Below are 24,448 nucleotides of genomic sequence, written 5' to 3' on the forward strand. Positions count from 1 at the left end.
AGGCATCTATAACAATATGAAGGACCACCACACCTTTTATCGGCTGACGGCGTTTGCCGCAGCGGTTCTGGCCACCACGTCCGCATGGGCGCAGGACGATAGCGCCACGAACACCACGAGCGCAACGAACACCACGGCAGCGCCGCAAACCAAAGCCGAGAACCCGGTGCAACTGAAGGAGTTCACGGTCACCGCTCGCCGCCGCTCCGAAAGCGCGCAGAAGGTGCCCGCGCCGATTTCCACGGTAAGCGGGCAAGAGCTGGAGCGTCAGCGCCTCTATCGGATCCAGGACCTGCAGCAGAGCTTGCCGAGCCTGAATGTCTCGTTTATCAATCCGCGCCAGTCGAGCATTTCGATTCGCGGCATCGGCAACAATCCGGCCAGCGACAATCTGGAGCCGAGTGTCGGCGTTTATCTCGACAACGTCTATCTGGGCCGTCCCGGCATGGCGGTATTCGATCTGCTCGATATCCAGCAGATCGATCTGCTGCGCGGCCCGCAAGGCACGCTGTTCGGCAAGAACAGCACGGCGGGCGTGCTGAATATTTCGACGCGCCCGCCGCAGTTTCACACCGAAGGCTATCTGGAGCAGTCGGTCGGCAACGACGGCTATGCGCAGACCAAGGCGCATCTGAGCGGGCCGCTCTCGGAAACGCTGGCGGGCACGCTCGATCTGGAACACACGCACAGCGACGGCAGCGTGACGAATCTCCACAACGGCAGCCAGTTGAACGGCGTGTCGAATTACGGCGTGCGCGGGCAATTATTATGGAAACCGAACAATGATCTGAGCGTGCGTTTTATCGCCGATTACAACACGCAGAATTCGAATACTGGCGCGATGCTGCTCTACGGCGTGCCTGCGCACGGCACGTTTCTGTCACGCGCAGCGCTGCTGGGCGTGACGCCGGTGGTCAATCCCTCGCAGTTTCAGGTCAACACGGATACCACGCCGCATATGAACGTCCACCAGGGCGGCGTATCGACCGAGGTGAATTACAAGCTGAATTCCGGCTATTCGCTCACCTCGATCACGGCGGCGCGCTTCTGGGACTTTTCACCCTCGAATGACGGCGACAACCTGCCGGTGCCGGCGATCAGCAACGCGGGCGTGCGCGTGGACGATCACCAGATTTCGCAGGAAGTGCGCCTCGCCTCGCCCACGGGCGGCCCGATCGACTGGGTCGTGGGGGCGTTTTACTTCTACGAGCAGACCAACACGAACACTTTCACGGCCTTCGGCCCGGACGCGGATCTGTTCCAGTACGGCGTGAATCGCGGCATCCTGAACGGCGTCACGGCGATTTCGCCCGCTTCGGTGGAAACCAATAGCGCCGCGCTGTTCGGCCAGGCGACATGGCACATCGATACGCGCGCCGATTTGACGGCGGGCGTGCGCGGCACCTACGAGGACAAGACCGGCTACGTGAACCGTCTCGCGCCTGCGGGCGGCGCCGCACTGTCGGGTTCGCTGCTCGCGCTGCGCAATGCGGCGGTGGGCGCGTATCAATCGGGGCAACTGGGGCAGCACGGCATCAGCCCGTCGATGATGCTCAATTTCAGCTACAAGCTCACGTCCGATGTGCTGGCCTACGCGACGCTCTCGCATGGCGAGAAGTCGGGCGGCATCAATATGGCGGTGGGTTCCGCGCCCACGCTCGGCGCGAATTCGCTGCTGTTCGGCCCGGAGCGCGCCAACGATGCGGAACTCGGCATCAAGAGCGAGTGGCTCGACCACCGGCTGGTGCTCAACGCGAATCTGTTCTGGACGCAGATCAACGGCTATCAGGCGACGACCTACGTGACGGTGCCGACGAGCGGACTCGTGACCCAGGTGCTCGCCAACGGCGCGAACGTGCGCTCGCGCGGCGCGGAACTCGATCTGCGCGCGCGGCCGCTGCGCGGGCTGACGCTGGGCCTGAACGCGTCGTATGTGAACGCCACCTATAGCTCGTACACCAACGGCCCGTGCGCCGCCGAAACCACCCTCGCGACGGGCGCGACCACCTGCAATCTCACGGGCAAGCCGGTGTCGGGTGCGCCGCGCTGGATCGCCAATCTGAGCGCGCAATACGAGTTCTCGCTGGGTCACGACGTCGATCAATACGTCACGGGCGTGTGGTCGCTGCGCTCGAACCAGTACGGCACGCTCGACGATTCGCGCTACGGCCGCCTGCCGGGCTACGGCATCTTCAATCTGGCGACGGGCTGGCGACTGAACAGCGGCGCGCACAAGTGGGACCTCTCGATCTGGGCGCACAACCTGTTCAACCGCCACTACTACCTGGCCTCGTTCGCGAGCGTGCAGAACACCTATACGGCGATGGCGGGCGACCCGCGCATGGCCGGCGCGACGCTGCGCTTTACCTACTGATCCATCCTGATTGCACTTGCGGCGAGGCTCACATGCTCAACACGGCGAATTCGACGATTCTCGACGACGCGGCCCGCGCGCCACGCGCGAAGCGCATCGGCGGCCACGCGCTGAGCTGGTCTGCGCTGCTGCCGTGGGCGCTGCCCGTGTTCGTCTATCTGCTCTGGTGGAAGGCCGCTCACGCGGGCTGGATGTCGGCGCAGATCCTGCCCGCGCCCGAACTCGTGTGGGACAGCGCGCGCGATCTGCTGCGCGACGCTCTCGCGTCGAATCTGCTCATCAGTCTGGAGCGCCTCGCGATTGGCTTCGTGCTCGGCACGCTGGGCGGCGCATTGCTCGGTGCGCTGATGGGAGCGAGCGTCGTCGCCGAAGAGATCGTCTCGCCGCTGTTCTACGCCATCGCGCAGGTGCCGCCGCTCGCGCTGCTGCCGCTGCTGATGGTGCTGCTCGGCATCGGGGAGGCGCTCAAGCTCGTGCTGATCTTCAAGGCCGTGGCGATTCCGGTGGCGATCCACACCCAGGTGGGCGTGCGCGCGATGCCGTGGCGCCTGCGCGAGGTGGCGGGCGCGCTGCGTCTGTCCGCCTGGCAGCGCGTGCGCGTGCTGGTGCTGCCCGCCGCGCTGCCGGCGTTCCTGACCGGCGTGCGCCAGGCGCTCGCGCAGGGCTGGCTCACCTTGATTGCGGTTGAACTGCTGGCTTCATCCGAAGGGATCGGCTACCTGATGGTGTATGGGCGGCAGATGTTCCAACTCGACGTGGTGTTCGTTTGCATCGTCACGATCGGGCTGACCGGATTCGCGATCGACCGGGGCGTGCAGCGCCTCGACCGCTGGCTCGTGCGCTGGCCGCATGAAGCGCCGGGCGCGCGCGTATCGCCCAACCTCACGGCGCGGCGCGGCCTGCAACGCGAAGTCTGCCGATACGCGCGCGGCGCGCTGCTGCCCGCGCTGATCCTCGCGATCTGGGCGCTGGCCGCGCATCGGCATATCGTCGATGCGAATCTGCTGCCCGCGCCAGGCGTCGTGTTGCACAGCGCGATGGATGATTTCAAAAGCGGCGCGCTGCCGGTGCCGCTCGCGCATACGCTGGCCCGCGCGGGCGAGGGGCTGGCCGTCGGCGCAGTGGCCGGTCTCGTGCTCGGCATCGCGCTGGGCGCGGTGACATGGGTGCGGCGCGCATTCGGCCCCACGCTCACGGCCTTGCGGCAGGTGGCGATCTTCGCGTGGATTCCGCTGCTGAGCGCCTGGGCGGGTCTTGGCGATCTCTCCAAGGTGATCTTCGTGGCGCTGGCGGCGTTCTTTCCGGTGGTGCTGGCGACCAGCCGCGCCGTGGAGGGTCTGCCGCCCGCGCTCGTCGAAGTCGCGCTCACGTTGCGCCTGAATGCGTGGCAGCGGCTGCGCTGGCTGATCGTCCCGGCGATCCTGCCCGGCGTGTTCGCGGGGCTGCGGCTGGCGCTGGTCTATGCGTGGCTCGGCGCGATCGGTGCGGAGTATCTGATGCCTTCTGGCGTGGGTCTGGGCACCTACATGATCGACGCGCAGCAGCTCTTTCGCACCGACCGCCTGCTTGTCGCCGCGGTCACGATCGGCGCGCTGGGCGCGTTCTCCGGCTGGCTCGGCAGCCGTCTGGAAGCCTCGGCCACGCGCTGGCGCACGCGCGATTGAGCGCCTCACTGGAACCTCACGGATAACCCATCATGTCAAAGCAAGCCGGCAAGCGGCCCAACTTCCTCGTGATCGTCGCCGACGATCTGGGCTTTTCCGACCTCGGCGCATTCGGCGGCGAGATCGCCACGCCCAACCTCGATGCGCTCGCGCTCGCGGGCGTGCGTTTCACCGACTTCCACACGGCTTCGGCCTGTTCGCCCACGCGCGCGATGCTGCTCAGCGGCACCGACCATCACGTCGCGGGCATCGGCACCATGGCCGAAGCGCGGCCGCCCCATCTGGCCGATAAACCCGGCTACGAGGGCTACCTGAACGACCGCGTCGCGGCACTGCCCGAACTGCTGCACGACGCCGGCTATTTCACGGCGATGGCGGGCAAATGGCACCTGGGCCTGACGCTCGATCGTGCGCCCTCGGCACGCGGCTTCGAGCGCTCTTTCGCGCTGCTGCCGGGCGCGGCCAACCACTACGGTTTCGAGCCTGTTGGCGAGGACGACGAACAGCCGCGCCTGATGCGCTCGACGCGCGGCCTTTATGTGGAAGACGGCCACTATGTCGAAGATCTGCCGGATGACTTCTATTCCTCGGACGCTTTCGCCGCGAAGCTGATCCAGTATCTGGACGAGCGCGCAGGCGACGACGACCGCCCGTTCTTCGCCTACCTGCCGTTTTCCGCGCCGCACTGGCCGCTGCAGGCACCCGCCGAGATCGTCGCGCGCTACCGCGGCCGCTACGACGCGGGCCCCGACGCGCTGCGCGCCGAGCGTCTCGCGAGGCAAAAGGAGCTGGGCCTGCTCGACGCCGAAGTGACCGCTCACCCCGTGGTCGCGCCCACGCCCGAATGGGACGCGCTCACGCCGCAAGCACGCGCGTTTTCCGCCCGCACGATGGAGGTCTATGCGGCGATGGTCGAACGGCTCGACTGGAACGTGGGCCGCGTGATCGACCATCTCAAGCAGACCGGCGAGTTCGACAACACCTTCGTGCTGTTCCTCTCCGATAACGGCGCGGAAGGTGCGCTGCTCGAAGCGTTGCCGATCTTCGGCCCGGATCTGCAGCGCTTCATTCGCGACTATTACGACAACAGCCTGGAGAACGTCGGGCGCGGCAATTCCTATGTCTGGTACGGCCCGCGCTGGGCCCAGGCGGGCACCGCGCCCTCGCGGCTCTACAAGGCCTTCACGACCGAGGGTGGCATCCGCGTGGTGGCGTTCGCTCATCATGCGGCGCTGGCGCGGCGCGGGATTGGCGATGCCTTCGCAACGGTGATGGACGTCGTGCCAAGCGTGCTCGAACTGGCGGGCGTCGAGCATCCGGGCACGCACTGGCGCGGCCGCGAGATCGCCGCCGTGAAGGGCCGCTCGCTGCTGCCGTATCTGCGCAACCAGGCCGACGCCGTGCACGACGCGACGCACGTCACCGGTTGGGAGCTGTTTGGGCGGCGTGCGGTGCGCCAGGGCCACTGGAAGGCGGTGTTCATTCCTGTCCCGGCGGGGCCGGGCGTCTGGCAGCTCTACGATCTCGCGCGCGACCCCGGCGAAACCCACGATCTCGCCGATGCGCAACCGGCCAAGCTTCAGGCGCTGCTGGCGCACTGGGAACGCTATGTCGAGGAAAACGGCGTCCAGGCGTTCGAATTCGCGCCGGTTTGACGGCCCGGCGGCGATTGCGACGATTGCGACGAGGCGCGGGGCGAGCCGCGCAGCTATCCGCACGGCGTTATTGCTGCGGCCTGGATATGGATAGCAAAAAATCATGGTTTGGGCGGGTGGGGATCGGATGCTCAAATGGACCGGACACATCATCCCCGGAGAACGAATCATGGCCGCCTTAGCCACGCCAGCGCAGCGGTTTTCGTCGCCCGAGCGCCGCGCGACGCATGCGCCGCCCGCGTCTTCGACCTACGCGGCGTCCTCGCACGACGCGCTGTTCCGCCGCGCGCTCGACCCGGTGACGCGCCAACGCGTCATCAACGCCTTTCTCACCAATCCGAGCCTGCTGCACTGGTCGGCGGGCGCGGCGGCCACGCTCGTCGATGCGGGCTACGAGAAGACCTGGCTGCAAGGCGAACTCGTGGTGCCGTATCAGGCCGACTGCAAGGAGATCCTGATCGTGCTGGCGGGGGCGCTGGAGGCGAGCTGGGTGAGCGCGTCGGGCGCACGCGTGATCGGCGAATATATCCAGCCCGATTCGGTCATCAACATCATCCCGGCGCTGGACCGCAAAGGCTCGCTGTGTGACCTTTATGCGCGCGGAACGGTGCGGCTGTACCATATCCCGCGCGAGGCCATGCTCGACCTGTTCGAGCAGCAGCCCGCGCTGATGCGCGGCTTTTTCGAGCTGATCTGTTCGCGCAACCGCGAACTGAACAAACGGTTCCGCTTCTCGCGGCTGGCCGATTTCAGTGCGCGCGTGGCCGAGCGGCTGCTGAGTCTGGCGGAGCGTTATGGCAATGCCGTGGATAGCGGCGTGCAGATCGGCCTGAAGCTCTCGCAGGACGATCTGGCGGCGCTGCTGGGCGTGTCGCGGCAAAGCATCAACAAGGAATTACGGGCGTTCGCGGAGCGCGGCTGGATCGAGATCCGCTACGGGCAGATCACGATCGTCGACGGCGCGGCCTTGCTGACGGTGCGTGAGGCCTGCGAGTAGGTCGGGGAAGGCCGAGTGGTCGGTGCGCGGTCGCCGCGTGGTCGCAAGATAGTTACCGTTTAGTGCAATAACCCATCGGATAAGGAAAGAAACATGAGCACGATTTACGACATTCCCGTCAACGCCATCGACGGCGCGCAAACCACGCTGCGCCCCTACGCGGGCAAGGTCCTGCTGGTGGTGAACGTGGCGTCGAAGTGCGGGCTGACGCCGCAATACGAAGGGCTGGAAGCGCTCTATGAAGGCAAGCGCGCCGAAGGGCTTGAAGTGCTGGCCTTTCCCGCCAACAACTTCAAGGGCCAGGAGCCGGGCACCGATGCGGAAATCCAGGCGTTTTGCAGCGGCACCTTCGGCGTGAAATTTCCGCTGTTCTCGAAGATTTCCGTGGTGGGCGACGACCAGCATCCGCTCTATCGTTCGCTCACGCAGGCGCAGCCGCAGGCATCCGGCGACGGCCCGTTCCGCGCGCGCCTGGAAGGCTATGGCATCCAGCCCAACGCCGCACCGGACGTGCTGTGGAACTTCGAGAAGTTTCTCGTGAGCCGTTCCGGCGAAGTGGTTGCGCGCTTTGCGCCCGATACCGCGGCGGACGATCCGAAGCTCGTCGCCGCTATCGACGCGGAACTGGCGAAGGCTTGAACGCCTTTGCGTGACTCGCGCTACTTCGGCTTCTGCGCGACCAGCACCCGGCTGCCCGCATTCGCGGGCAGCATCATGCTATCGACGGTGGCCAGCAGCGCCACACACGCGATCATCCCGAACGCCAGCTGAAAATCGCCCGGCGTTGGGTGGCCCGCAGGCGTGCCATGCCACTGCCCGGCAATCGATAGCATCAGCGCGCCCACCGCAATCCCCATCCCCGCATTCATCTGCTGCATCACCGAGAAAAGCGTGGTGGCGTCGCGCATCTGCGCTTGTGGCACATCGGAGAAACCGATGGTGTTGAGCGCGGTGAACTGCATCGAACGCGTCATGCCCGTGAAAAACAGCAGCCCGCATACCAGCCAGTAGGGCGTGGCCGCGCTCAATTGCGCACAGGCCGCGAACCCGGCCGCCACCAGCAGACCGTTGACCAGCAGCACCGTGCGAAAGCCGAAGCGATGCATGATGCGCGTCGTGCCCGGCTTCATCGCCAGATTGCCCGCGAACAGCCAGAGCAGCAGCGCGCCCGCCTGCACGGCGCTGTAACCGAAGCCGATCTGGAACATCAGTGGCAGCAGAAACGGCGCCGTGCCGATGGCGGTGCGAAACAGCGAGCCGCCCAGCGCCGTCACGCGAAAGGTGGGAATGGTCAGGGGCGCGAGGCCGAAGAGCGGCTGCGAGGCGCGGCGCAGATGCCACACGCTCAGCGCCAGCAGCGCGATGCCGCTGCCCAGCACGCCCAGCGATACGCCGCGAGACACGTCGGCGCGGCTCACGGCTTCGATGCCCGCCATGAAGAGGCCGAAGCCCAGAGCGCTCAGCACGAAACCGGCGATATCGAAACGCTGCGCGAGCGGCGTGCCGTTGCGCACCAGCAGGCGCGCGGCCACGAACGCCGCCACGCCCAGCGGCAGATTGAGCAGGAAGATCCAGTGCCAGCTCCGGTGCGTGCTGATCCAGCCGCCCACCGGCGGCCCGAGAATCGGCGCGACCAGCGCGGGCCAGGTGAGCAGGGCGATGGCGCGCACGATGCCTTCCTTGGGCGTCTCGCGCATGACGACGAGGCGCCCGACCGGCACCATCATCGCGCCGCCGATGCCCTGCAGCACGCGCGCGGCGGTGAAGCTCAACAGGCCCTCGCTCAGCGCGCAAAGCAGCGAGGCGAACGTGAACACGGCGATGGCAAGACTGAACACGCGGCGCGCGCCGAAGCGGTCGGCGGCCCAACCGCTCACGGGAATGAAGACCGTGAGCGCGACGAGATAGGCGGAAACGCCGACCGACAGATACGCGGGCGCGGTGCCGAAATCGCGCGCCATCGCGGGCAGCGAAGTGCCGATCACGGTGGCGTCGAGATTCTCCATGAAGAACACGCCCGCGACGAGCAGGGCAATGGCGAGACGCCGGCGAGCGGCGAGTGGGGACGTGGCGTTCATGCGGGTGCGTCGGGTGCGTGATTGAAGCGACCCGGGCATCTTAGACGAGTGTTCCGCGCGACGTGCATCGAAGCGCAAGGCCAGGCGCATGTCACGCGGCCTTCAACCACCGCATCACCTGCTGCCAGTCCGCCGCCGTCATCGCGCCGAACCAGTCGTCGTGATCCGCGCTGCCAAGCATCAGCAGATGCGCCTTGTCGTGCGCATGCGCGAAGCGCTGCGCATGGATCACCGGAATCAGTGTATCGGCCCGCGCGCCGACGATCACGAGCGGCCCGTTGTAATGCGCGACGGCGGCGATCGAATCGAAGCCGTCGTGCAGCAGCCAGCGCACCGGAAAGATCGGGTACTTTTCCGCCGCGAGATCCGCGAGGGAATCCCAGGGCGTGATGAGCGCGACCCCTGCAATCGCAGCTTCGTTGCCCTTGACGACCTGCGCGGCCATGCCCGCGCCCAGCGATTCCCCCACCAGCCAGATCGGGCCGCCCCATTGCGTGAGCGTCGCATCGAACGCCTCGCGCGAGGCCGCGAGCGCGGCCTTCATGGTGCGCTCGCCCGCTCGGTTGCCGTGCCCCGGATACTCGACGATGACGGCGCGATAGCCCGCGCGCACGAACACATCGGCGAGCGGCAGTTTGGTTTCGGCGGATTCCTCGTTGCCGTGATAAACGAGGAAGGTGCCGCGCGGCGTCTGCCCGGCGGGCGTGACGACGTAGCCCGCATATCGATCGCCCACGTGCCACACGCCAATCGTGTCGCCCGTGTGCGTGAGCGAGCGCAGATCGGGCGCTGCGGGCGTGGACGGCAACAGCAGGCGGTCCTGCATCAGATACAGCGCCAGTGTTGCGAACAGCCAGGCGGCGACTGCGAAGCGTAAGCCATGGGACAGCAGCCGCATGCTCGATCTCGCGCGTTCGGATTCGTGGAGGGATCGCGCCAGTATAAGGAGAATCGCAGGCCGTACTGTGTCAGTTCAGCCTGCGCGGCCGTTCGGCATTTTACGGTCTGTTACGCGACGAGGCCTCTCGCGCAGCGAAAGGCGGCAGAAGAACCGATTCGACCGTGAAAACAGGGGCCAGGACACACGTTGAGACTCAGCGCACTCGCGTGAACCTGGCCCCGACGAACCTTACTTGAAGTCGTTCGTTTCCAGTTCGACCGACTGGCCGCCGTTCCTGGAGAGCGCGTTGCGCGCGGCCTTCTCGATACGAACCCGGTTCGCATCGAATGCGCTCAGCAGCGCATGGGACGACGTGCCCTCATTGTCGAAGCGATTATTGAGCGCATCGAGCGACACGCTGCACCATACGGGCCGATCGTCCACCTGGGCTTCGAATGCAATGCGCGAAGCCGCCACGGCGTGACGGCGGTTCGTAAATTCGATCCTCATCTGAATCCTCCATGCGTGAATTGCAGGACAGCCGGGCGTTATCGACCCGGCCGGTTCGGGTCAGCAAGTCATGGTCCTACCAATGTCCGCCGCAATCAAGCGAAACGAAGCGCGACGACAATCGCGCCGCTCGGGCCCGCCGATTGCGCATGCCAATTCGCATCGACACTGCATGACCCTGCATTTAACCGGAGAACCGCAATGGCCCACCGTGCTTCCCTGATGATTGTTAGCGTCACCGCCGTCTCGTTCATGTTGATGGCGGCACAGGCCGGCGCGCAGACCGCGCCGGGCGACACGTCCATGTCGAACGACGCGGGCGCAAGTGCCATGAGCGCAAGCTCGACCAAGGCGCAGCGCAAGGAGGCCCGCAAGGCGGCGCGGGCGCACAGGAACGCCGAGTTGAAACAACTGGAGAAGAACGGCTATAACCCGTCGAGAAATAACGTCAATTATCCAGACGATATCCAGAAGGCGGAGAAAAAAGCGGGCGCAGCCGGTGGCGCGAGCCAATAACGCCAGCTAAGCGTTCAATGTCACTTTCATTCACGACAATCCGCCGCGAGGCGCGATATTCGCGCCTTGCGACTAGCGGTTACCGGTCGAGTGGACATGGATAAATCGACGCATTCAGCCGGCCGCTTTGGGCCTGACGATTACGAGGTGATTTGCGGGCAAAAGGTGAATGGGCTTGGCCGCTATATCGGTTATCTGCGTGTTCGCAGGAAGCCCGATGGCAAGCTCATCTATCCCTTCGACGGCTGCGAGGTGCCGGGACCGTTCGCGACTGGCGAAGAAGCGCGGCGCGCGGCGTGCGAGATGGCGGAGGAATTTGTGAGGCTGGATATCGCGAGCCCGGAAGCCTGAAACTCAGCTGAGCGCAGGCCAGTGATCCTAGTCGAATCACGGTGCGTCCTTGATGCGCCCGCCGGTCACATTCAGCGCGAAGCATTTGCGCTGCGCATCGAGCGCAAGCGCGACTCGCGGCAGCGCCAGCATTGTGTCGCCGATATCGGAAAATCCGACGCTCGACATCACTGCATAGACGTTGCGGCCCAGCACGACGTCGTGCATGACTTCCTTGATTTTGCCGATCTATTCGGTATCCGAGCTATATATTTTATCGCCTTGCAGTGTGCTGGCAAACGAAGCGGCACGGCCATTGCGCATTGGCGTGATCGCGCCGCGCGGTGCGCAACCCATAAAAGGAGCAGCCGGGAAGCAATGCCACAAGAAGCACCCTGGTTTTTAATCGTCGGTGTGCTGCTGATGTTCGTGGCGCTCGCACGCGGCCCGATCGCGCGGCTGCCGCTGACCGGCGCGATGATCTATCTGGTGGCTGGCGTGATCGTCGGCCCCGGCGTGCTCGGCCTTGTGCAGGCGGACCTTGCTCAGTCGGTGCGCACGCTAACCGTGGTGGCGGAGGCGGGGCTGGTGGTGTCGCTGTTCTCGGTGGGCATGCATCTGCGCGTCCGGTTGCGCGATCCGTTGTGGCGGCTGCCGTTGCGGCTTGGCGCGCTGGCGATGCTGTTCAGCGTCGCGCTGATGTTTGCTTTCGCATGGGCAACCGGCTTGCCGGCGGGCGTGGCGCTGTTCCTCGCCGCCGCGCTTGCGCCGACCGATCCGGTGCTCGCCAACGAACTACGCGTGCATGAGGCCGGCGATGCCGATCCGGTGCGCTTTGCGCTCTCGGGCGAAGGCGGTCTGAACGACGGCGCGGCCTTGCCGTTCGCCGTGCTCGGCCTCGCGCTCTGTGGCGTATCGACGCCAGGCACGCAGGGCGCGTGGCGGTTCGCCTTAGCGCTGGTCTGGGGCGTGGCGGGCGCGCTGCTGATAGGCGCAGTGCTGGCGACCTTGTGCGTGCGGCTCGTGCTGCATTTGCGCACGCGCTACGGCGAGGCAGTGGGCCTGGACGGCTTCATCGCGATCGGGCTGATGTCGGTGACCTATGGCGCGGCGCTGCTCGCGCACGCCTATGCTTTCGTGGCCGTCTTCGCGGCGGGCGTCGCGCTGCGTCACGCGGAACTTCGTGCCACCGGCGAGCAGCGCCGCCCCACGCAGGAACTGGAAACGGTGCAGCTAGGCGAGCGCGAGGAAGTGGCTACCGATCCACGTCGCGCCCATGTGTGGCTCGCCGAAGGCATGACCGGATTCACGCTGGAAATCGAGCACTTCGCGGAGTTTTCGCTGCTCCTCATTATCGGCTGTGTGATTTCCGCGCACTGGCGCGACATGCTGGAACCGCATGCGCTGGTGATCGCGTTGGCGCTGATCTTCGTGGTGCGGCCGCTCGCGGTGATGGGCGCGATGATCGGTGCGCGTGCTAACGGCCAGCAGCGCCGTCTGTTGGCATGGATGGGCATACGCGGCGTGGGCGCGTTCTATTACGCGGTGTGGGGCATCGATCAGGCGGGCGATACCTTGCAGCCGGTGCTTGCGGCGGCGCTCGACGCGATTGTCATTTCCGTGGCGCTGCATGGATCGACGGCGGGGTATCTATTGGCGCGTTACTATCGGCGCGCGCGGCAGACGGCGTAGGCGGATGCACGATACGCGGCGCGCATGAACGCCGGAGATCAGAGCTGCGTGATGTCAGCTTGCCGCAACGCCTTCGACCTTGAACGCCGCCACCAGCGTATTCAAGGAACTCGCGTGATCGGCGAGTGACGACGCAGCGGCCGCGCTTTGCTCCACGAGCGCCGCGTTTTGCTGCGTGACCTCGTCCATCTGCGTGACGGCGATTCCAACCTGCTCGATGCCGTCGCTCTGCTCGCGCGATGCGCAGGCGATTTCGTGAATCAAGGTAGCAACGCGTGTGGTCGATGTCTGGATCGCTTCCATCGCGCCGCTTGCCTCGGTCACGAGCGTTGCGCCGCTCGCGACCCGTCCCGTCGACGCCGCGATCAGCGTGCCGATTTCCTTTGCAGCCGCCGAGGCGCGCTGCGCCAGGCTGCGCACCTCGCCCGCCACCACCGCGAAGCCGCGGCCTTCCTCGCCCGCGCGCGCGGCTTCGACGGCCGCATTGAGCGCGAGAATATTGGTCTGGAATGCGATGCTTTCGATGGTGCCGATGATGTCGGTCATCTTCGACGAGCTCGCATGAATCTCGTGCATGGTCTGCTCCATGCGCGTGACCGCGTCGCGGCCGCGTTCGGCCACATCGGCGGCGCCCAGCGCCAGATCGCGCGCCTGCTGCGCGTTGAGCGCGTTGGCCTGCACCGTGCCGATCAACTCTTGCATCGCCGACGCCGTTTGCGCGAGCGACGAAGCCTGTTCCTCGGTGCGTTGTGACAGATCGAGATTGCCGCTCGCGATCTGTTGCGTGGCGGTGGCCATCGCGTTTGCGCCCGTGCGCACCTGCTCCATCGTTTCGCGCAGGCGTGTCTGCATCGCCGCGAGACCGTCGAGCAGCGCGCCCATTTCATCGTTGCGATGTGCGCTGACGCGCGTAGACAGGTCGCCTGCCGCAATCGCCTCGAAGTGCGCCATCGCCGCGCGCAGCGGGTCCATCACCGCCCGGCGCAAGCCACGCCAGCTGATGAACGCAATCAGCAGCGCCAATGCGATGGTCGCGCCGCAGATCACGCCGAGGGTGTGAAAGCGCGCGCCGGAATCGGCATCGGCCTGGCGCGCGGCATCGTCGAGGTAGCGTTCGAGCGCGCCCTGGCTCGCGTTCATCGCCGTGTAGAGACCGATCAGTTCGGCGGCGCGGCGCTCGTCCATCCAGCTCGTGTCGCCGCTGCGGATCGCCGCGATCAGGCGGTCGATCGCCTCGCGGCGCACGGCGGTGCGTTTGGTGTCGAGGTCGTCGGTGAGGGCTTGCAGTTCGGGCGTCCTGGGCAGTTCGCGGAACTGCTGCCACCAGCGGTCGGAATCGGCGAGCAGCGCCTGCGCGCGGTCCAGTTGCGGGCCGAGTTGCGGCGAATGGGGATTGGCCATGGCCCAGTCGAGGCCGAAGCGCGCACGCGACATCGCCGTGCCCGATTTGCCGAGCGCCACCGCCGAGGCGAAATGCATGGTGTAAGCGTCATGCTGCGCGCGCCGGGTCAGGTCCATGCCGAACAGGCTCACCACGCCCATCGCAATGACCAGCGCCCCAAGCGTCACCACCGTTAGCGCGAGGCGAAGATTGATCGTCAAGCTTTTCATTATTGTTCCATATGCGAAACGATACACCGTATATGGAAAGTATAACGGCAGCGGACGACGGAAAATTAATCGTGTCCCGGGCGGTGTTTACCCGTAGGGCGCCTTCAGGCGCGTGTTCGAGCTCCAGAAACAAAAAAACCCGTCCTGAACGGACGGGCGAAGGGATGTAGTGTGCGATATGCTTTCTCGCCGCCGTGAAAACACGTAGCGATCCTGAATATATCCCGCACTCCATCCGGAGAAGAATCACCCACATCGCAAGGGCAACGGCAACTTCGCCAAAGCGCGCACCGTTGCCCTGCTACAGCATGACTAGCGCATCAGAAGCACATCAGAAGCGCGTCAGCATGCCGACAGCGCCCATCACCTGGTTGCCCGTGGACGAAGCGCCGCCCGAGTTGTACATGTTGGCGACGTTCTTGTTGCCGGTCGCGTGCTGGTACATCGCTTCCGCGTAGATTTCGGTACGCTTGGACAGCGAGTAACGCGTGATCGCGTTCACCTGGTTCCACTTCGGATCGGCGCCGTACGAGGTCGCGCCGTTCAGGTGGCCGTCGGTGTACGTGTACGACACGCCGGCCTTGAGCGCGGGCGTGATGTTGTACATGCCGTTGACTTCATAGTTGTCGAAACGCACCGAGCCGCTGCTCAGACCGAAGGCGCTGGTGCCCTGGTACTGGCTGTGCGAATAGACGAAGCCCACCACGGCCGGGCCGAATGCATAGTTGACGCCCGCAGCGGCGGTGCGCTGCACGTCGGACGTGAGGTTGCCCTTGACTTCGGCCTGATCGACTGCGCCCGCGGTGTTGGTGAACGTCGTGCCCGTCTTCGAGCCCGAACCGTTCGTCTGCAGGTAGCCGGCAGCGGCCGTCAACGGACCGTAGGTGTAGCTCGCGGCAGCGCTGTATGCGCGGCTCACGGCGAATCCGGTGCTGTTGCTGAACGCATACATGCCGCCAAACTTGAAGCCGTCGTAGTTGAGGCTCGTGTACTTGACCGAGTTGTTGAAGCGTACGCTGTGCTGAAGGTTGTCGTTGTCGTACGGGTGCGCGAAGCCCGAGTCGCCGAAGGTGCCGGCGGTGGCGGACAGCGGCGAAACGAAGTCGACCACGTCGTCGTACTGACGGCCCAACGTGAGCGTACCGAAGGCGTTGCTGCTCAGGCCGACATACGCCTGGCGGCCGAACATCCGGCTGTTCTGGCCGAGCTGGCCGTTGTTGACGCTAAAGCCGTTTTCAAGCAGGAAAATCGCCTTCAGGCCGCCGCCGAGATCTTCCGCGCCCTTCAGGCCGAAGCGGCTGCCGCTGATGTTGCCGCTCGCGAGCGCAACGCGGCCGCTGCCGCCAACGTTGTTCGTGTAGGCGATGCCGGCATCGACGAGACCGTACAGGGTGACCGAGCTTTGTGCGTGTGCGGATGCGGCGGCGAATGCGGTCAGGCATGCAGCTGCGATCGAGATTTTTTTCACCGTGAGACTCCAGTTCTATAGGTACGCTGGGTTGAGACGACCGCGAGTATAGAAAAGGACTTTGACGAAAAAGTGTTACGGCGCGCACACGGTCTCTTCCTGAAAATGGAAGAATAGTTTCAAAAAACTGAAATAAATCGCGCAAAGGCAGATGTAATAAGGCTCGCGGAGCCTTTGGCCGTCGCGCCTGCTCGATGCGCCGCGAAGCAGCGCGATTTTCAGTCGCGTTTGAGCAACATCGCGGCGCGCAATAATCAGCGGAAATTTCGTCCAGGAATCAGGACGCGATTGATTTCCCGCGGAAAATGCAGAAGCTCGCTACGCCCAGCAGACTCACCGCGATCGCGCCATAAAGCATGAGGCCACCGAAGCCATGAATCAGCGCATTGCGGCTAATCGCCTCGAATTGTGCGGCGCTCATGGCGGCGGCATTCATGATCGCGGCGGCCTGCGCGGGCACCAGCTCACCCGCCGCAACACGGCTGGCCAGCGCATTCCAGGAAACGTCTGCGGAATGTGCGCCCAGCGCCGCCTGCAATTTCAGCGAAACGCCTTCCACCAGTAAAAAGCCCATCAACGCAATATTGATTGCAAGCGTGATCATGCGCGCGCTCATGTCGATGCCCGATGCCATGCCGGCGCGGTCGGCGCTAACGGAACCGGTTGTGGTGTTCGTCACCGGCGTATTGGTTAAACCCAGCCCCGCACCGGCCAGCAGGCAACCCGGCAGCACGGCCAGGGCACCCGCATGGCCCGTGCGGCTGCCGACCCACATCAGAAAGAAGCCCACGCCGATGGTGAGCAAGCCCGCCGGAATCAGCATCGCGGGGCGGTAACGCAGCGCGAGCCGCTCGCCGATCGGCGGAAACACGAGCGTGGGCAACGTATAGGCGAGCAGCGAAAGTCCCGCAGCAACTGGCCCTTCGCCGAGCGCACGCTGGAAATAAATCGGCAGATAGATGATGAAGGCCCAGAAGCTGAAGTTCATGCCCACCGATCCCAGCAGCGCGCCCGAGAAATTGCGCACCCTGAACACGGAGAAGTCGAACATGGGGTGCGCGATGTGCGTTTCCACCGTGTAGAACAGCGCAAGGCTCAAGGCGCTCGCCGCTAGAACGGCGAGACCGGATGCGCGGGTGAAGCCGCCATCCGCGCCTTGCGTGATGAACCAGACGAAGCCCAGGATCGCCGCCGAGAGCGTGGCCATGCCCCACCCGTCGAGCCTGCGCGCCTGCGGGTCGCGCGATTCCTGCACGCCGATCACGGCGAGCGCGAGCGTCGCCGCGGCGAGGCCGACGTGAATCCAGAACACCCATTGCCAGTTGGCGAGCGCGATGATTGCACCGCCCACCAGCGGCCCGAAGCCCAGCCCAATACCCAGAACGATGCCCCAGGCGCTGAATGCCCGCGCACGCTGCGCACCTTCGGGAAACTGATGCGACAGTACGGCGACGAGGCAAATCAGCATCGCGCCACCGCTCGCGCCTTGCAACACGCGGCTCGCGATCAGCACGGCGGAATTCCACGCCAGACCGCACAGCAAAGAGGCCACGCCAAACAACAGAATCGCGCCGATGAAGATACGCTTGCGGCCAAAGCGGTCGGCAAGCGTGCCGGTTGCCATCAGCACGGTGGTGCAGGCGATGGTGTAGGCGTTCATGATCCATTGAATCTGTTTGAAATCTCCGTGCAGCACGACTTCGAGTGTCGGCAGAATCACGGGGACGCTGGAGATTTCCAGCGCGAACATCATCGCCGCCAGACAGACCGCGATCAGGGCGATGGTATTTCGTTGCGGACGCAACGGTATGGCTACGGCGGCGACCTGAACTGCGTCGCGCTCGATTTCACTGGCCTGCATGAGCGACTCCCGAAAGTGGAGGTGATGCCGCTGCGCTGGTGCGCGGTGTGATGAGCCGTGCCTGACATCAGCGGAGTTTCCGGAGCAGTTTAGAGGAATATAATTCCCTTATTGACGCGTCTGGTTCCCACGATAGATTCCGTTGAGGAACCAATAACCGGGCAGGCTATGAAAGACAATCTCGACGGAGTGGCCACTTTCGTTCAGGTGGTGGAGGCAGGCAGCTTCGCGCTGGCGGCCGAGCGCATGAACCTCACCCGCTCGGCGGTCGGCAAGGCCATCAGCCGGCTGGAGGCGCGGCTTGGCGTGCGGCTTCTTCATCGCAGCACGCGTAGTCAGTCGCTCACGACAGAAGGGCAGTCGTATTACGAGGGCTGCGTGCGGGCGCTGGCCGAACTCGACAACGCCGAGGCCGCGCTCGACCACAGCGGCATCGAGCCCAGCGGCCGCCTGCGCGTGAGCGTGCCGGAGGCTTTCGGGCATCTGTGCGTCGCGCCTGTGTTGCTCGATCTCGCGCGGCACTATCCCAAACTGCAGATCGACCTGTCTTTCACGGACCGCGTGGTCGATCTCGTGGAGGAGGGCATCGATCTGGCCGTACGGATCGGCGAGTTGCGTGACAGCGCCACGCTGGCGGCGCGGCGTCTGGGTACGCAACATGTGGCGATCGGCGCGTCGCCCGCGTATCTCGCGCAGCATGGCACGCCACGGCGTCTCGACGATCTTGCCGATCACGTCGGCATTGCCTATTCGTGCGGCGGCAACGTGGCGCCTTGGTGGGGCGCATCCGGTGCCGCGAAGCCCACGCCCACGGTGCAGGTGCGCTCGCAGATCAGCATGGACGATATCCAGGCGATTGCGGCCGCAGCGATCGACGGCTACGGGCTTGCGTGGCTGCCGTGCTGGCTGCTCACGCGTTTCGTGCAAAGCGGGGCGCTCGCGCCGGTGCTGGGCAGTTACCGCGTGCGTTCTCAGGAGATTTACGCGGTCTGGCCGAAGGAGCGTCATTTGCGCGCCAAGACGCGCGTGGCCATCGACGCCTTGAAGGCGCGCATTCCGGCGATGATCGGCGAGTAGAGAAAGTAGCGAGAGTGGCGAGAGCAAGCGCACTTCACCCGGCATCGGATCGTGACGTTCGGGATTCCAGATCAATAAGGCCGTCACCACCCTGAGCATCGATGTAGCAGTCTAGCGCGGCGTGTATCACGGCGTCGCGCATTCAAAGCTGCTCGCGCGATTGATATTGCCCTTGCCGGTATAGCGTGGAAACGCGGGATAACGGCACAGCGGACGCGTGCGCCCGTTGCTTGCCTGTGCGATATCGGTGGCGATCAGCGTTTGCGGCGCGATGCCACGCGAGACCCAGCCGTCAAGCGCACCCAGCAGATCCGCCGACGGAATGAACACGCCATTGCCGTGCTGAAAACCCGGCACCATGTAAAGGCGCATGAAATCGTCGACGCGTTCTTCGCCATAGCGCGCGATCAGGCCGTTGTAATAGGCGATGGTCTGGTTCGGGCTAATGACCTCGTCGGCGAGACCTTGCAGCGTGATGAGCTTGCCGCCGCGCGCGAGATAGCGCGAGATGTCCGGGTTCATCGCGCCGATGGTGGCCGACAGCACATAGAGACGCTGTTGATAGCGCCCCGGACGCGTCACGTCGAAGCCGATCGCATCGAAGGTCGGGTCGTGCGTGACGAAGTATTTGATGTACGCATCGCCTTGTGCGAACAGATAGCCATTGCCGAAGAAGGCGGGTTGCGGCAGACGCTCCGGCGAATGCGCAAGGCCGAGCATGCTCGTGAAGCGCACGCCCTGGAATACGTTGTAGCCGCGATAGCGCTCCGCATTCCACGCGAGCGCATAGGGCAGGTGCATGCCGTCGCGCAAGCGTTCGAGGGTGGCCAGTTGCGCGGGCGTGAGGCATTCGTCGGCAACCGCCACGGCACCCGCTTCGTGCGTCGGGCAGCGCAGCGATTCGATGATCTGCGCTTCCTTCGCGCGGCAGCCTTCGACGTCGCTGATGATGCCGTCGGCCGCGCCGTCGAGCGTATCGCAGGCCTGCATGGCGTGCGCGTAGACGAATTCCAGCAACTGCGGCGACAGATAGCCACCGGGCGTGCGGTATTCGCTCTGGCCCACCATCACGCCCAACAGCCGCACGCCGGAGAAGTTCAGCGCGGGCGCGTTGGCGATCACGCCGTCGTAATCGTCGGGGTAGCGCTGGATCACGGTGTAGCCTTCGCGTCCGCCGGTCGAGCCGCCCGCGAAATACATGTGCTCGGGCGTGCGGCCATAGCGCTGCTCGATCAGCGCGAGCGCCGCGTCGTGCACTTTCTTCAGATGCAGATAGCCGAAGTTGGTCACGGCCTCGTCGAGCAGGCCAAAATTCGCCTGCGAGGAGTCGCCGCGATGGCCCGAGTCATCGCCGAAGGTGGCATAGCCACGCGCGAGCGGGGCGCGGTCGGGCGAGAAGGGCGTCGGCCCGGTGCCGGTGATGACGACGCCGTTATAGCCGCCGCCGCCAAACTGCACTGCGCGGCCGTTCCAGCGGCTCGGCAGATTCAGCTCGAAATGGATATCCGGCGTGCCGGAAGTCTGCGCGCGGATCACGCCGGTCAGGCGGCAGAAGTCGCCGTCCTGGTTGCCGACGGCGGTCGCGGCGATCATCACGGCGCTTTGTACCAGCGCCCCGCCAGTGGGCGCGTCGATGCTGGCGGGAGGCAGCAGCACGCCGGCGAGATCGGCGCAATGGAGCGGCAGCGCGGTGGTGCGCTGCGCGAGCGCAGGCAAGCTTGCGGCGAAGCCACCCAGCAAGGCGAGCAGGACTGCCGCGCGATGGCCTGCTTTCCTGCGTACCGGATTCTGCGCGCCGCCCCCGCTCATCCGCACCCAGCGCCGTTCACGGCGGCGCGCGCTTTTTGCCGGCCGGCCACGCCGCGCCAGGCGCGCGCAAGCATCAGCATGGCGCCGATCGCCACGGCATCGCCGGCCAGCGCAGCGCCGAAGGCAGCCGCGCCGTGCAGCGCATGCGGCGTAGCGGTATCGACGACGACCGAAATCAGCGTCCCGCCCACGAAGCACACGAGCCCCGTGCGGCCCACGGCCACCACGGACGGCAAGCGCGCGGCCAGACGCGCGACGGTGCCGCGATGCACGAAATACGCGGCAACCATCGCAATGGCGATGAAGTTGACGACGCGCGCGAAGGCCAGATGCTGTTTCATGGCTCCAGGCAAAGGTTGATTCAGGACGAACAGTTTTACCGCGGCGAATACCGCCACCGCCGCGAAAGCGAAGCGCACCAGCCAGCGCGCGGCTTCCGAAGCCTTGAAATCGGCGGGAAGCGGATGCAGGCGGCACAGCATACCGAACACGAACATCAATTGCCAGGCGAACGGATTGAACGACCAGTCGGCCACGTGGTTCGCGCTAAAGAGCGCGGCGAGCTGCGGCGCGACGACCCACATCAGCAGACTGACGGCCAGCGTCGGCAAGGGCGCGCGACGCGCGAGCGGCACGGCGCCAGGGACGCATAACGCAAATATGACATACATCGGCAAGACGCTGGACAGATAGGGCTGGCGCGTGAGCACGAGGATATGCAGCGTCTCGCGGACTGGATGCAGCGCAAACGGCGCCCAGCCGCTGAGGTCGGCGGCGAGCGGATTCAGATGGAGCGCAGCAAGCAACGCGCCCGAGAGCAACGTGAGCACGGCGGTCAGCAGATACGCGCGGTAGATTTCCCAGCTGCGCCGTAAAAAGCGCTGCTTCGCGGCACCGGTGCCGCGATGCGCGTGCACGGCCATATATGCGGCCGCCGATGCGTAGCCGCCGAGAAACACAAACACCTCGGCGGAATCGCACAGCGCGTACGCGTGCAGCATCAGATGCGAAAGCGCACTGCCGGGAATGTGATCGAGCACGATCACGATCAGCACGATACCGCGGAAAAAATCGACTTCGATGGAACGCCCCTGACGCGCTTGCATGTGTCCCTCGCCGGCCTCCGGATCGCGTGGCGAATGAAGCGCGATCGTTCGATGAAAGGTATCGAGGGCAACCTGTCACGTTGCCGCCCATGTCGCTACGAGCGAATCGAAGCAGCAACGTTCCCGGCGAAATGCGCGTGCAAGGCATACGAAAGCGTAGATGACGGGCCCGCCATGTCGAAGCCAGCGGCGCGCCAGTTTCGCACCCGGATGTTGAGCCGGGCAGCGTCAGGCAGCGTCAGGCTAGCGTTCAAGCGCCTCGCCGGATGAGCGCTTTGCGCTCGATGCGCTGTATTCGTCGCGGCGGCATGCTTCGGCGAAGGGTGCGTGCATGTCTGGCGTTCATTGTCAAGGTGACGGGGGCGCAGGCGAGGGATGTGGCGTGATATTGAGGCCAGCAGGCGCGGTTGCGGCCACGGATCGTCGAAATGAAACGTTTGCGCGCCCACAACTGCTTTTTAACCATTGCGCGCCCTGCTATGGCGCATATATTCTGAGCGGGCATCTCGCGAAACCGATCAGATACTCGAAAAAAATGAAAACTGAGCAAGCTGGCGCCTGCGCAAGGACGGCGCGCAACTCTGGGCGCATGTCTTCACCGATCATGGCGACGGCGGCAATGGCGAACTGCTCAGGTTCTTCAAGTCAATGAGCGATCGTAACGAGGAGCGCCCGCTGGACAGGCAGGCGCGCGACCATGAGCGCAGCCTCAGATTGCTGGTGGAAGGCGTCACCGACTACGCGATCTACATGCTCGACACGAACGGCGTCGTCTCGAACTGGAACGCCGGGGCGCAACGGGCCAAAGGCTACCGGGCGGCCGAAATCGTCGGCAAGCATTTCGCCTGCTTTTACGAACCCGCGGATCGCGATCGCGGTTTGCCGCAACACGGACTCGAAACGGCGCGTCGAACCGGCAGGTTCGAGGCCGAGGGCTGGCGTGTTCGCAAGGATGGACGCCGGTTCTGGGCCCATGTGGTGATTCAGCCGATCTATGACGACGCGGGCGTCCTGTTCGGCTTCGCCAAAATTACGCGCGATTGCAGCGAACAGCGCAAGATCTCGCTTGCGCTGGAGGAGACTACGCGCAATCTGGATCTCGCGCTCGACAACATGTCGCATGGATTATGTCTGTTCAATCGCCGCGGACGGCTCGTGCTGGCCAACCGCCAGTTCTCCCGCATCCTGTCGCTGCCTGACGATGCCTTGTTCAAAGGGATCCGGCTGGGCGCGCTGCTACGGCGCATCGGCGAGCGTGCCGGCATGGCGCAGGAGCAAACGGCCGCGTGGGTCAGAACGGTGCGCACGCAACTGGTTCACCGGTTTGAGGCGGATCAGCAACAGGCGGCGATCGAGGTTGCCTGTCTGGGGCGCAGCATCTCGGTCGTGACGCGCCTGCTTTCGCATGGCGGCTGGGTGTCGACGATCGAAGACATGACCGAGCGGCGCATCGCGGAAGAACGCATCACATATCTCGCCCATCACGATCACCTGACCGAGCTGCCCAATCGTCTGCGCTTCCAGGAACGCTTGTCCGAACTGGCGGCAAACGCATCGGCCGAGCGGCCGTTTGCCCTGCTGTTTCTCGATCTGGATCGATTCAAGTCCGTCAACGACACGCTCGGTCATCATGTCGGCGATGAACTGCTCAAGGCGGTGGCGCGACGACTGCGCGGCATCGTGCGCGCGAGCGATCAGCTGGCGCGTTTGAGCGGCGATGAGTTCGCGATTCTGCAGGTACCGTTCCGAAGCGTGAATGACGCGGCGGAACTCGCGCAGCGATGCATCGAGAAACTCTCCGAGCCGTTCGAAATCGCGAGCAATGAAATTAGCGTCGGCGCGAGCGTCGGCATCGTCATTCACGCCCGCGCGGGGATCGATGCGGGGACGGTTCTCCAGCGGGCGGACCTGGCGCTCTATGCGGCCAAACGCGACGGCCGCAACTGCTTTCGCCTGTACGAGAGCGGCATGAACAATCCGATTCGACTGCGCAACGAACTCGAAGACGATTTGCGGCGCGCCCTGCGCGCCAATCAACTGGAATTGCATTATCAGCCGATCGTCGACGCGCATAGCGGATTCACCACCGCATGCGAGGCACTACTTCGTTGGCATCACCCGAAGCGTGGCCCCATCTCTCCCGCCGAATTCATCCCGGTTGCGGAGGAGCGAGGCCTGATGCCGGAGCTCGGTGCGTGGGTGCTGGAGAAAGCGTGCCGGGACGCGGTGCTCTGGCCGTCGCATATTCGCCTGAGCGTGAACGTTTCGCCGGCCCAACTGATTCACGCGGACTTTACGCAGATCGTGGCGAAAGCGCTCAAGAAAGCGGCGCTGGCGGCCCATCGGCTGGAAATAGAAATCACGGAAACCGTTCTGCTTGAATCGTCCGGCACGTCGTCGCGCATCCTGAACGAAATTCGCGCGATGGGCGTGGGTGTCGCGATGGACGATTTCGGCAAGGGCTACTCGTCATTGGGCTTGCTGCAGAGCGTCCCTTTTACACGGGTGAAAATCGATCGCGGTTTCGTGAATGGATTGGGCAACAATCCAAAATCGGCGGCCATCATCCATGCAATTACCGAACTATGCCGAAGTCTCGATCTGCCGATTACCGCCGAAGGCGTCGAAACCGGACATCAACGGCAGGCATTGCTCGACGAACGCTGTCACGAACTGCAAGGCTTCTTCTTTGCGAGGCCGGCACCGGCCATGGCGCTTGAGCGCTATCTGAACGCGTAGTGCCTGGACGTCTCGCAGGTAGACAATCGGGCGGGGCCTGGTACGTTTTTCGGGCGTAGTCGTCTTTTAGCGTACAAGCTC

General features: G+C 64.8%; 19 protein-coding genes. 10 read left to right on the top strand and 9 right to left on the bottom strand.

From position 1 onward, the window contains the following. Positions 1-16 precede the first annotated feature (16 nt). From F4827_RS29095 to F4827_RS29115, 5 genes are all read left to right on the top strand, one after another. Positions 17-2,374 carry a TonB-dependent receptor gene (locus F4827_RS29095; protein WP_183730628.1) on the top strand — a complete coding sequence of 786 codons (2,358 nt, stop codon included), beginning with the start codon at positions 17-19 and terminating at the stop codon, positions 2,372-2,374. A 32-nt stretch (positions 2,375-2,406) separates the two neighbouring features. Then, positions 2,407-4,038 carry an ABC transporter permease gene (locus F4827_RS29100; protein WP_183730631.1) on the top strand — a complete coding sequence of 544 codons (1,632 nt, stop codon included), beginning with the start codon at positions 2,407-2,409 and terminating at the stop codon, positions 4,036-4,038. A gap of 32 nt (positions 4,039-4,070) precedes the next feature. After that, positions 4,071-5,693, top strand: a complete 1,623-nt coding sequence (locus F4827_RS29105; RefSeq protein WP_183730634.1) for an arylsulfatase — start codon at positions 4,071-4,073, stop codon at positions 5,691-5,693. 169 nt (positions 5,694-5,862) lie between these two features. Further along, on the top strand, positions 5,863-6,690 hold the full coding sequence (locus tag F4827_RS29110) for a Crp/Fnr family transcriptional regulator (protein ID WP_183730637.1): 828 nt from the start codon (positions 5,863-5,865) through the stop codon (positions 6,688-6,690). 93 nt (positions 6,691-6,783) lie between these two features. Then, on the top strand, positions 6,784-7,329 hold the full coding sequence (locus F4827_RS29115; RefSeq protein ID WP_183730640.1) for a glutathione peroxidase: 546 nt from the start codon (positions 6,784-6,786) through the stop codon (positions 7,327-7,329). Positions 7,330-7,349: 20 nt separating this feature from the next. Here F4827_RS29115 and F4827_RS29120 read toward each other — a convergent pair whose 3' ends face one another. From F4827_RS29120 to F4827_RS29130, 3 genes are all read right to left on the bottom strand, one after another. After that, positions 7,350-8,768, bottom strand: a complete 1,419-nt coding sequence (locus F4827_RS29120; protein ID WP_183730643.1) for an MFS transporter — start codon at positions 8,766-8,768, stop codon at positions 7,350-7,352. Positions 8,769-8,859: 91 nt separating this feature from the next. Then, positions 8,860-9,666, bottom strand: coding sequence for an alpha/beta hydrolase (locus tag F4827_RS29125; RefSeq protein WP_183730646.1), 807 nt, complete (start codon positions 9,664-9,666; stop codon positions 8,860-8,862). A gap of 231 nt (positions 9,667-9,897) precedes the next feature. Beyond that, positions 9,898-10,158: a DUF1488 domain-containing protein gene (locus tag F4827_RS29130; protein WP_183730649.1), complete on the bottom strand. Its 261-nt coding sequence runs from the start codon at positions 10,156-10,158 to the stop codon at positions 9,898-9,900. A gap of 201 nt (positions 10,159-10,359) precedes the next feature. Here F4827_RS29130 and F4827_RS29135 point away from each other — a divergent pair, with 201 nt between their 5' ends. Continuing rightward, a complete protein-coding gene (locus F4827_RS29135) occupies positions 10,360-10,674 on the top strand; it encodes a hypothetical protein (RefSeq protein WP_183730652.1) in 315 nt (104 codons plus the stop codon). Between the two features lie 96 nt (positions 10,675-10,770). Next, positions 10,771-11,025, top strand: a complete 255-nt coding sequence (locus tag F4827_RS29140) for a DUF6723 family protein (RefSeq protein WP_183730655.1) — start codon at positions 10,771-10,773, stop codon at positions 11,023-11,025. Between the two features lie 36 nt (positions 11,026-11,061). Here the strand turns inward: F4827_RS29140 and F4827_RS29145 are convergent, their stop codons facing one another. Next, complete coding sequence (locus F4827_RS29145) at positions 11,062-11,232, bottom strand: hypothetical protein (RefSeq protein ID WP_183730659.1); 171 nt, start codon at positions 11,230-11,232, stop codon at positions 11,062-11,064. A 150-nt stretch (positions 11,233-11,382) separates the two neighbouring features. Between F4827_RS29145 and F4827_RS29150 the strand changes: the two genes are divergently transcribed. Further along, on the top strand, positions 11,383-12,696 hold the full coding sequence (locus tag F4827_RS29150; protein WP_183730662.1) for a cation:proton antiporter: 1,314 nt from the start codon (positions 11,383-11,385) through the stop codon (positions 12,694-12,696). A 54-nt stretch (positions 12,697-12,750) separates the two neighbouring features. Here the strand turns inward: F4827_RS29150 and F4827_RS29155 are convergent, their stop codons facing one another. The 3 genes from F4827_RS29155 to F4827_RS29165 form a co-directional block, all read right to left on the bottom strand. Continuing rightward, entirely contained in the window at positions 12,751-14,307 is a 1,557-nt protein-coding gene (locus F4827_RS29155; protein ID WP_183730665.1) for a methyl-accepting chemotaxis protein, read from the bottom strand. 331 nt (positions 14,308-14,638) lie between these two features. Continuing rightward, complete coding sequence (locus F4827_RS29160; RefSeq protein WP_183730668.1) at positions 14,639-15,775, bottom strand: porin; 1,137 nt, start codon at positions 15,773-15,775, stop codon at positions 14,639-14,641. Positions 15,776-16,052: 277 nt separating this feature from the next. Further along, positions 16,053-17,636, bottom strand: coding sequence for an MFS transporter (locus F4827_RS29165; RefSeq protein WP_183730671.1), 1,584 nt, complete (start codon positions 17,634-17,636; stop codon positions 16,053-16,055). Between the two features lie 168 nt (positions 17,637-17,804). Here F4827_RS29165 and F4827_RS29170 point away from each other — a divergent pair, with 168 nt between their 5' ends. Beyond that, entirely contained in the window at positions 17,805-18,713 is a 909-nt protein-coding gene (locus F4827_RS29170) for a LysR family transcriptional regulator (protein ID WP_183730675.1), read from the top strand. A 126-nt stretch (positions 18,714-18,839) separates the two neighbouring features. Here F4827_RS29170 and F4827_RS29175 read toward each other — a convergent pair whose 3' ends face one another. Both F4827_RS29175 and F4827_RS29180 read right to left on the bottom strand, forming a co-directional pair. Further along, positions 18,840-20,522: a tannase/feruloyl esterase family alpha/beta hydrolase gene (locus F4827_RS29175; protein WP_183730678.1), complete on the bottom strand. Its 1,683-nt coding sequence runs from the start codon at positions 20,520-20,522 to the stop codon at positions 18,840-18,842. After that, complete coding sequence (locus F4827_RS29180) at positions 20,519-21,628, bottom strand: OpgC domain-containing protein (protein WP_183730682.1); 1,110 nt, start codon at positions 21,626-21,628, stop codon at positions 20,519-20,521. Before F4827_RS29180 ends, F4827_RS29175 begins: the two co-directional genes overlap by 4 nt. 648 nt (positions 21,629-22,276) lie before the next feature. On the opposite strand from F4827_RS29180, the gene F4827_RS29185 reads away from it, so the two are divergent. Then, complete coding sequence (locus F4827_RS29185; RefSeq protein ID WP_183730685.1) at positions 22,277-24,367, top strand: bifunctional diguanylate cyclase/phosphodiesterase; 2,091 nt, start codon at positions 22,277-22,279, stop codon at positions 24,365-24,367. Positions 24,368-24,448: the final 81 nt, after the last annotated feature.

It is taken from the genome of Paraburkholderia bannensis (genome assembly GCF_014200455.1).
Lineage (GTDB): Bacteria > Pseudomonadota > Gammaproteobacteria > Burkholderiales > Burkholderiaceae > Paraburkholderia > Paraburkholderia bannensis_A.

Bases quoted from the DNA above. Each gene is read 5' to 3' on its own strand.
- F4827_RS29165 (WP_183730671.1), bottom strand. From the start codon at position 17,636: ATGCAGGCCAGTGAAATCGAGCGCGACGCAGTTCAGGTCGCCGCCGTA.
- F4827_RS29115 (WP_183730640.1), top strand. From the start codon at position 6,784: ATGAGCACGATTTACGACATTCCCGTCAACGCCATCGACGGCGCGCAA.
- F4827_RS29150 (WP_183730662.1), top strand. From the start codon at position 11,383: ATGCCACAAGAAGCACCCTGGTTTTTAATCGTCGGTGTGCTGCTGATG.
- F4827_RS29185 (WP_183730685.1), top strand. From the start codon at position 22,277: ATGAGCGATCGTAACGAGGAGCGCCCGCTGGACAGGCAGGCGCGCGAC.
- F4827_RS29100 (WP_183730631.1), top strand. From the start codon at position 2,407: ATGCTCAACACGGCGAATTCGACGATTCTCGACGACGCGGCCCGCGCG.
- F4827_RS29155 (WP_183730665.1), bottom strand. From the start codon at position 14,307: ATGAAAAGCTTGACGATCAATCTTCGCCTCGCGCTAACGGTGGTGACG.
- F4827_RS29175 (WP_183730678.1), bottom strand. From the start codon at position 20,522: ATGAGCGGGGGCGGCGCGCAGAATCCGGTACGCAGGAAAGCAGGCCAT.
- F4827_RS29170 (WP_183730675.1), top strand. From the start codon at position 17,805: ATGAAAGACAATCTCGACGGAGTGGCCACTTTCGTTCAGGTGGTGGAG.
- F4827_RS29110 (WP_183730637.1), top strand. From the start codon at position 5,863: ATGGCCGCCTTAGCCACGCCAGCGCAGCGGTTTTCGTCGCCCGAGCGC.
- F4827_RS29125 (WP_183730646.1), bottom strand. From the start codon at position 9,666: ATGCGGCTGCTGTCCCATGGCTTACGCTTCGCAGTCGCCGCCTGGCTG.
- F4827_RS29095 (WP_183730628.1), top strand. From the start codon at position 17: ATGAAGGACCACCACACCTTTTATCGGCTGACGGCGTTTGCCGCAGCG.
- F4827_RS29180 (WP_183730682.1), bottom strand. From the start codon at position 21,628: ATGCAAGCGCGTCAGGGGCGTTCCATCGAAGTCGATTTTTTCCGCGGT.
- F4827_RS29135 (WP_183730652.1), top strand. From the start codon at position 10,360: ATGGCCCACCGTGCTTCCCTGATGATTGTTAGCGTCACCGCCGTCTCG.
- F4827_RS29145 (WP_183730659.1), bottom strand. From the start codon at position 11,232: ATGCACGACGTCGTGCTGGGCCGCAACGTCTATGCAGTGATGTCGAGC.
- F4827_RS29140 (WP_183730655.1), top strand. From the start codon at position 10,771: ATGGATAAATCGACGCATTCAGCCGGCCGCTTTGGGCCTGACGATTAC.
- F4827_RS29120 (WP_183730643.1), bottom strand. From the start codon at position 8,768: ATGAACGCCACGTCCCCACTCGCCGCTCGCCGGCGTCTCGCCATTGCC.
- F4827_RS29130 (WP_183730649.1), bottom strand. From the start codon at position 10,158: ATGAGGATCGAATTTACGAACCGCCGTCACGCCGTGGCGGCTTCGCGC.
- F4827_RS29105 (WP_183730634.1), top strand. From the start codon at position 4,071: ATGTCAAAGCAAGCCGGCAAGCGGCCCAACTTCCTCGTGATCGTCGCC.